The sequence below is a fragment of the Corallococcus sp. CA053C genome (genome assembly GCF_003611675.1).
GTDB lineage: Bacteria > Myxococcota > Myxococcia > Myxococcales > Myxococcaceae > Corallococcus.
The window spans coordinates 23,292-30,919 of record NZ_RAWA01000068.1 but is presented as its reverse complement, the minus strand read 5'-3'; the positions used below and the strand labels follow the sequence as shown (position 1 = coordinate 30,919).

General features: G+C 70.0%; 8 protein-coding genes. 7 read left to right on the top strand and 1 reads right to left on the bottom strand.

Going from position 1 to position 7,628, the window contains the following annotated elements:
- The first annotated feature begins 193 nt into the window (after positions 1-193).
- From D7V97_RS12325 to D7V97_RS12300, 6 genes are all read left to right on the top strand, one after another.
- Positions 194-601 carry a (deoxy)nucleoside triphosphate pyrophosphohydrolase gene (locus D7V97_RS12325; protein ID WP_120610812.1) on the top strand — a complete coding sequence of 136 codons (408 nt, stop codon included), beginning with the start codon at positions 194-196 and terminating at the stop codon, positions 599-601.
- A 2-nt stretch (positions 602-603) separates the two neighbouring features.
- A complete protein-coding gene (locus tag D7V97_RS12320) occupies positions 604-1,542 on the top strand; it encodes a hypothetical protein (RefSeq protein WP_233582701.1) in 939 nt (312 codons plus the stop codon).
- Positions 1,543-1,718: 176 nt separating this feature from the next.
- The gene (gene ftsH, locus D7V97_RS12315) at positions 1,719-3,737 is read left to right on the top strand and encodes an ATP-dependent zinc metalloprotease FtsH (protein ID WP_120610811.1); all 2,019 of its coding nucleotides are present in this window, start codon (positions 1,719-1,721) and stop codon (positions 3,735-3,737) included.
- A gap of 111 nt (positions 3,738-3,848) precedes the next feature.
- Entirely contained in the window at positions 3,849-4,097 is a 249-nt protein-coding gene (locus D7V97_RS12310) for an RNA polymerase sigma factor region1.1 domain-containing protein (RefSeq protein ID WP_120610810.1), read from the top strand.
- Between the two features lie 86 nt (positions 4,098-4,183).
- The gene (locus D7V97_RS12305; protein WP_120610809.1) at positions 4,184-4,786 is read left to right on the top strand and encodes a nucleotide exchange factor GrpE; all 603 of its coding nucleotides are present in this window, start codon (positions 4,184-4,186) and stop codon (positions 4,784-4,786) included.
- Positions 4,787-4,875: 89 nt separating this feature from the next.
- The gene (locus tag D7V97_RS12300) at positions 4,876-6,411 is read left to right on the top strand and encodes a trypsin-like peptidase domain-containing protein (RefSeq protein ID WP_120610808.1); all 1,536 of its coding nucleotides are present in this window, start codon (positions 4,876-4,878) and stop codon (positions 6,409-6,411) included.
- A gap of 13 nt (positions 6,412-6,424) precedes the next feature.
- Here D7V97_RS12300 and D7V97_RS12295 read toward each other — a convergent pair whose 3' ends face one another.
- Positions 6,425-7,060, bottom strand: coding sequence for a DUF6066 family protein (locus tag D7V97_RS12295; protein WP_120610807.1), 636 nt, complete (start codon positions 7,058-7,060; stop codon positions 6,425-6,427).
- Positions 7,061-7,247: 187 nt separating this feature from the next.
- Here D7V97_RS12295 and D7V97_RS12290 point away from each other — a divergent pair, with 187 nt between their 5' ends.
- On the top strand, positions 7,248-7,607 hold the full coding sequence (locus D7V97_RS12290; protein ID WP_120610806.1) for a PilZ domain-containing protein: 360 nt from the start codon (positions 7,248-7,250) through the stop codon (positions 7,605-7,607).
- Positions 7,608-7,628 lie beyond the last annotated feature (21 nt).

Here is a 7,628-nt window from a genome sequence, read left to right as displayed (position 1 = left end):
GCCCCGCCCTGATCCGACCCCGGGTCGCCCGGGAGGATGGGACCCGGTGGGGTGGCCCCGCGTCCGGTCCATGCGCACGCTGCCCTTCAGAGGGTCCTTGCGGCATTGGCGCCGGGCAGGCGCTGTGTTAGGCCGCCGCTCCCCAGCCCTGGTTTTTGGAACACCCGCTGTGCGTCCTACCGAGGAGAAGTGAATGACCCGTCGTCACGTGCGAGTCGTCGGCGCGATGCTCCAGAACGAGATGGGTCGCTACCTCATCACGCAACGGCCCCCCACCGCGTCGCTGCCCCTGCTGTGGGAGTTCCCGGGCGGTCGGGTGGAGGAGGGGGAGAACGACGCGGTGGCGCTGGCCCGCGAGCTCCAGGAGGAGATGGGCGTACGCATCGAGGTGCTCGAGGAGGTGATGCACACCCACCACGAGTACCCCACCTACGACATCGACTTCCGCGTGTTCCGCTGCCAGCTGGGCGCTGGCGGGTCGGAGATCCACCACCTGCGCGTGCATGATCACCGGTGGGTGACGCTGGAGGAGATGGGCCAGTACCGCTTCCCCGACGCGGACGCCAAGACGCTGGCCCGGCTGTTGGATCTGGACCACTGACCGTGGCGCCCACCTCGCGCCTGCTCGCCGTCGCGGCCCTCCTGCTGTCCGCCGCCTGCTCCAGCTCCCGCCCCGCCCCCACCGGCGCCAACGCGCCGGACGCCGGTTTCCACCAGGTGCCCGCCACGGGCCTGGAGGGATGCCTGCTCTACGCGGACGGCAAGAAGACGGGCACCGTGCCCCGGCAGGTGCCAGAGCTGTCCGGCCTGGCCGCGAGCCAGCGCCACCCGGGCATCTTCTGGGGACACAACGACTCCAACAACGCCTTCGAGCTCTTCGCCCTGGACGAGACGGGCGCGGTGAAGGCCACACTGACCCTCACCGGCGCGGATCCGCGCGACATCGAGGACGTGGCGGTGGGGCCGTGCGCGCCGGGGGAGCAGGCCACCTGCATCTTCCTCGCGGACACCGGCGACAACTTCGAGCGCCGCAAGGAGGTCCGCCTCTTCCGGTTCGCGGAGCCCGCCACCCTCGCGAACGCCACGCTCCCCGTGGAGGCGCTGCCCTTCACCTACGTGGACGGCGCGCATGACGCCGAGTCGCTGATCATCGACGGGCGCTCCGGCCGCATCGCGGTGCTGACGAAGACGCGCACCTCGCTGGGGGACCTCTACGCGGTGGAGGGGCTCAAGCCGGGTGGCTCGGGCAAGGCCACGAAGATCGGCACCCTGCGCGTCCCGGAGGACGTGGACCGGCTGTCCACCGGCGCCGCGCTGCACCCGTCCGGGGAGCGCCTGCTGGTGCGCACGTACACGCGCGTCTGGGAGGTGCGCCGTCCGGGTGCGAAGCGCCTGGAGGACCTGATCCAGGGCCAGGTGGTGGAAGTGCCCGGCGCCAGCCAGGCCCAGGCCGAAGCCATTACCTTTCTACAGGACGGGCGCGGCTACCTGCTGGGCAGCGAGTTCACGGGGGAGCCCCTGGTCCGCGTGGATTGCCGCTGACCTGACACTCCAGCTCACCTCAGTTGTCATCCCTTCATGCCCGCCGGTTGACGGCTTGGCGGGGGTGACCATCTTTGGCCGGCTAAGGGAACCGTCACACGACATGGTGTCTGTGTGTACGGGGGAGGGGGAGGGCGAGCGTGCCGACGATGAAGCCACAGGATCTGCCGCCGGGGATGGGCCCGCGCGGAAAGAAGAATGACAAGCCAACACCCACGAAAGGTGGGTTCAAGTTCGGCTCACCACTGGGCTACATCCTCCTGCTCGTGCTGGGGTTCCTGCTGTTCCGGAACGTGTTTCAGGACGCGGGTGTTCGCCGGGTGTCGTACAGCCAACTTCGCGACGCGGTGGAGAACGGCCAGTTCAGCCGGGTGCAGATCTCCAACGAGTGGGTGAAGGGTTTCCTCAAGGACAATGCCCAGCCACCTCCGGGTGAGCGCGGCACGCTGCGCAGCGAGCCGAGCGCCCTGCCGTGGATGGCCTACCGCGTCCCAGGGGACGAGGGCCTGGTCCCCCTGCTGGAGCAGAAGGGCATCCAGTTCGAGGCCGTCCCGCAGTCGAGCTTCAGCGAGGTGTTGTGGATCTGGCTCATCCCCATGGGCCTGCTGATCCTTTTCTGGAGCTTCATGATGCGCCGGATGTCCGGCGGTATGGGCCAGGGTCCGCAGAGCGTCATGAGCTTCGGCAAGACGCGCGCGAAGGTGCAGGCGGAGAACGACACCGGCGTGGGCTTCAAGGACGTGGCCGGCGTCGACGAGGCCGTGGACGAGCTTCGCGAGATCGTCGAGTTCCTCAAGACGCCGGAGAAGTTCCGTCGCCTGGGTGGCCGCATCCCCAAGGGCGTGCTGCTCGTCGGCCCTCCGGGCACGGGCAAGACGCTGCTGGCGCGAGCGGTCGCCGGTGAGGCCGGGGTGCCGTTCTTCAACCTCTCCGGTTCGGAGTTCGTGGAGATGTTCGTGGGCGTGGGCGCGGCCCGGGTCCGCGACCTCTTCGCCCAGGCCACGGCCAAGGCGCCGTGCATCATCTTCATCGACGAATTGGACGCCATCGGCAAGAGCCGCAACTCGGGCGTGGCCGGCGGCCATGACGAGCGCGAGCAGACGCTCAACCAGCTGCTCGCGGAGATGGACGGCTTCGACAGCCGCGCGGGCCTCATCATCCTGGCGGCGACGAACCGTCCGGAGATCCTGGACAGCGCGCTGATGCGCCCGGGCCGCTTCGACAGGCAGGTGCTGGTGGACCGTCCGGACAAGCGCGGCCGCGAGATGGTGCTGGAGATCCACGCCAAGGGCGTCAAGCTGGGCTCGGACGTGGACCTGAAGCAGATTGCTTCCCGCACGCCGGGCTTCGCCGGCGCGGACCTGGCCAACGTGGTGAACGAGGCGGCGCTGCTCGCCGCGCGCAAGAACCGCGACGCGGTGATGCGGGCGGACTTCGAGGAGGCCATCGAGCGTGTGGTGGCGGGCCTGGAGAAGAAGAACCGCCGCATGAACGAGCGCGAGAAGGAGATCGTCGCGCACCACGAGGCGGGCCACGCGGTGGTGGGCTGGATGCTGCCGTACGCCGAACGGGTGACGAAGGTGTCCATCATCCCGCGAGGCCTGGCGGCGCTGGGCTACACCATGTCGCTGCCGCTGGAGGACCGCTACCTCATGTCGCTGGATGAGCTGCGCGACAAGATGGCGGGGATGATGGGCGGCCGGGCCGCGGAGGAGATATTCATCGGCGAGGTGTCCACGGGCGCGTCCAACGACATCAAGCAGGCGACGGAGATCGCCAAGATGATGGTCCGCGACTACGGCATGAGCAGCCTGGGTCCGGTGGCGCTGAGCAGCGATCAGGGGCCGGGCTTCCTGCGGTCCGCGGCCCTGCCGGAGTCGCGCAGCTACTCCGAACAGACGGCGCGGATGATCGACGACGAGGTCCGCAAGATGGTCTCCGAGGCGCTCGACCGCGCCCGCGAGGTCCTCAACGCGAACCGCGACAAGGTGGAGGCGCTGGCGGCCCGGCTCCTGGCGACGGAGGTCATCGAGGAGGAGGCGATGGTCACCATCCTGGGGCCCAAGGTGCTGGCACAGCGCGGGCTCTTGCACCCGGAGGCGCGCACGGTCATCTCCGCGCACCCCGTGGGTGGCACCGAGTCCGAGCCCGTGGTTCCGCCGACGCAGCACACCCAGGGCAAGCTCGACTCCTGAGTGCTTGCCTGCCCTCCGGGCAGACCTTCGCCCACCGGATGCACCGCCAGCCTGCGGTGGCCGGTGGGCGAAATTACTTTGAGAGACCTGGAGCCTTAAGGAGGCGTCGCCGTGGAGAACCGCATTGGGAAGAGCTACGTCGCGCGGAAGTCGTTGTTCGCCAAGGGCCTCAAGGAAGGCCGGCTCACCGTGCAGGAGATCGAGGAGGCGCTGCCCGCGGGGACGCTGACAGCCGCCGAGCGGTGGCTCCTCTACTACTCGCTGAGGGCCGCCCAGGTGGAGATCATCGACGAGGTGACGGGGCAGGTGGATCACGGCTTCATGGCCGAGGCCCCACCGCAGGCCCCTTCCAACCACTAGGCGCGTTGACAGGGCCGCCCTCGCGGTTACGTTCGCGCCGCTCATCTTAAGGTCCGGTCTTTCAACCCCCTGGTGCAGGTTCGACAATGGACGGCAAGCCCCGCAGCGACGAGACCCCGGAGACGCAGCCCCCTGCCAACGCGGCGGGGGCGGCCTCTTCGACCGACTTCCCGGACGAGTCCGGCCCTGAAGCCGCCCAGGACGGCGAGGTGGCCCGACTCCAGGCGGAGCTGGACGCGGCCCGTCGCCGGGTGAACGAGCTGGCCCGGGCCTACCAGGACCTCAACAAGGACCGCGAGGAGTTCAAGCAGCGGCTGACGCGCGAGCGCGAGCGGATGATCGACGTGGAGCGCGGCAACGTGGCCGGCACGCTCCTGGAGGCCATCGACGAGCTGGACCTGGCGCTGGCCGCCAGTCACCAGGACGCCTCGCCGCTGGCCAAGGGCGTGCGGATGATCCGCGAGAGCCTGCTCGCCAAGGTCCAGTCCACCGGCATCGAGCGCATCGAAGTGGTGGGCCGCCCGTATGATCCGAACGTGGCCGAGGCCGCGGACATGGAGATCACCCCCGTCCAGGCCGAGGACCAGAAGGTCGTCGCCGAGGTCCGCGCGGGCTACCGCCTCAAGGACCGCATCATCCGCCCCGCCCGCGTGAAGGTGGCCCGGTACGTGGCCCCCGCCCAGGCCTGACGCTTCCCACGCGCCCCCTTCCTGGCCCCTGGCGGTCTCCGGTGACGCCGGGAAGGGTGGAGCCCGGGAGCGTGTTGGGGCCTGACGCCATGGCCCCCCGTGTAAGCTGCCGCCCCGTGCAAGTCCGACTGCTCAGCGTCCTTCTCGCGGTGGCGCTCGCCCCGGTGGCCGAGGCCTCCGAGGATCCGCTCCCGCCCTGGCTCCAGGCCCGGGTGCGCGAGCACATCGCCTTCTTCGCCGCTCCGCCTCCCACGCCCGCCGCGACCGAGGGCCTGTCCGGCACCTCCGCCCTGTGGCGTGAGCGCAAGGGTGGCAGCGCGGGCCTCCCGAACTTCGTGCCCCCCACGTCGCTGGCGCCGCTGATCCGCGCGGTGGAGGCGGGCGTGGTGAACATCACCACGGTGGGCCCGGGGGCGCTGCCGGGCGTGGTGAAGCGCTCCACCGGCTCCGGCTTCGTGCTGACGCCCGACGGGTTGGTGGTCACCAACAACCACGTGGTGGCCAACGCGCAGGGCCCGCTGGTGAACCCGTCCCGCCCGAGCGTTCCGGCGGGGGAGGGCGGCCCGCGCGAGGTGCCCCTTCAGCAGGTGTCCGTGCGGCTGGCGGACGGCCGTGAGTTTCCCGCGGAGGTGGTGGGCCGCGACGCGTCCACGGACGTGGCGCTCCTGCGGCTGAGCGGGGCAGGGCTGGGGAGCCTGCCGGCGGTGTACCTGGGGGACTCGGACGAGCTGGAGGTGGGTGACTGGGTGGTGGCCATTGGCAACCCGTTCGGCCTGGACCACTCGGTGGCGCACGGGATGATCTCGGCGAAGGAGCGCGTGCTGGGCGTGGGCCAGTTCGACGACTTCATCCAGACGGACGCGCTGATCAACCCCGGCAACTCCGGCGGCCCGCTCTTCAACATGAAGGGCGAGGTGATTGGCGTGAACACCGCCATCATCAGCGAGGGCCAGGGTATCGGCTTCGCGGTGCCCATCAACCTGGTGAAGGACCTGCTGCCCAACCTGCGGGAGAACGGGAAGCTGGAGCGCGGGTGGCTGGGCGTCGTCATCAACGAGGACGGCGAGGACTCGTCCACCACCGCGCCCGTGGTGAAGGACGTCTACCGGGGCAGCCCCGCGGCCGCCGCGCGCATCCGTCCCGGGGACCGGCTCATCGCCGTGAATGGCCGGCCCATTGGCAGCTACCTGCAGCTGCTGCGCAAGGTGGCGCTGCTGGCGCCGGGCACCGAGGCGAAGCTGACGCTCCTGCGCGAGGGTGGGACGCAGGAGGTGACGGTGCGGCTCGTGGCGCGGCCCGCGCAGGAGGCCACCGAGGGCCTCGCCCACCGCGCCGGCAGCACCACGAATGATCTGGGGCTGGTGCTGCGGGATCTGACGCCGGAGGTGGCCGCGCCCCTGGGCTACGAGGCGTTCCTGGGCGCGCTGGTGTCCGGCGTCATTCCGCGCAGCCCGGCGGAGCAGTCCGGCCTGCGCGCTGGCGACGTCGTCACCGAGGTGAACCGCCGCCGGGTGAAGGACGCCGCCGGGGTGAAGGCCGCCCTGGAGCGGGGCAGCGCGGGGGCCAGCATCCTGCTGCGCGTGCAGCGGGGCGACGCGCTCCAGTACATCGCCATCGCCCGCTGACGGACGCCCAGGCCTACTTCTGGTTGGCGTCCTTGCCGTTGAGCCACAGGCCCATCTGCCCGCCGCTGCGGCCCTCGGTGACGAGCACGCCTTCGACGCGGCTGTTGACGCCGTAGATCTTCCCGCCGCCCTTCTTGGGCAGCGTCCACACGCTCTGCGGCGTGAAGACGACCTGCACGCGCACGCCCCGCGTGGTGAACACGCGCGCGAAGGTGCCGCCGTTCCACATGTCCGGCGCCGTGCCGCTCACCACCAGGTTGTTCATCACCGGGTTGCCCTGCGCGTCCGTCTTCTTCGGCGCGCCGTGCGTGACGGCGTACTTCCCGCCCGCGAAGAAGGGCGTGATGTTGATGGTGTACTCGCTGGTGCCGGGGTTGAAGTCGCCCGCGGACAGCATGGTCGCGTCGTCCTCGGTGATGATCATGTACAGCTTCTTGCCCGTGTACTTCTTGCGGAAGGCCTCCGCCTGGGCCTTGCACTGCGGATCCACGAAGGCCCCGTCACACTCGCCCACGTACTTCTCCAGGAAGGCCCCCAGGCTGCCCAGGGCCTCGGAGTCGTCGCGCAGCTTCGCGAAGCGCGCGTCCACGTCGGCCAGGGCGAGCGTGGGCACAAGGAGGGCAAAGGCAGCGGCCAGGATGCGGTTCACGAAGGGAAACTCCTGAAAATAGGGGGATGAGGCTCCGCGGATGGTGCCACTCCGGCCGCGCCGGGGGCAGGGCTTTCCCATGGGTGAGGCCACGTGGGGCGGGGTAGATGTAGGTGGAGAAGTTGCCTACATCTGGCTACCGTGTAGTTTGCCCCTGTCACCCCCTGTTTCGGAGGCACCCCCCGTCATGATCACCCAGCCGCAGGAACGCCGCACCCACCTCCGATTCGACAAGATCTTCACGGTGTACCTGTCGACCCAGGACGGGATGATGCGGGGCATTGGCCGCAACATCAGCGCGCGGGGCATGTTCATCGAGGTGCGCGACTCGCTGGGCCTGGGGGAGAAGCTGAAGGTGACGTTCGCGGGGGAGGACGGCACGGAGATGACGTGCCTGTGCGAGGTCCGCTACCAGGTGGCGCTGGCCTTCGGGCGCAAGGACGGGCAGCAGGGCAACAGCCGCGGCGTGGGGCTGCGCATCGTGGCCTACGAGACCATGGACGACGCGCCGCTGCTCCTGGTGGACCGCGAGCGGGTGATGCACTGAAAGACCGCGGGGCACGGCCCT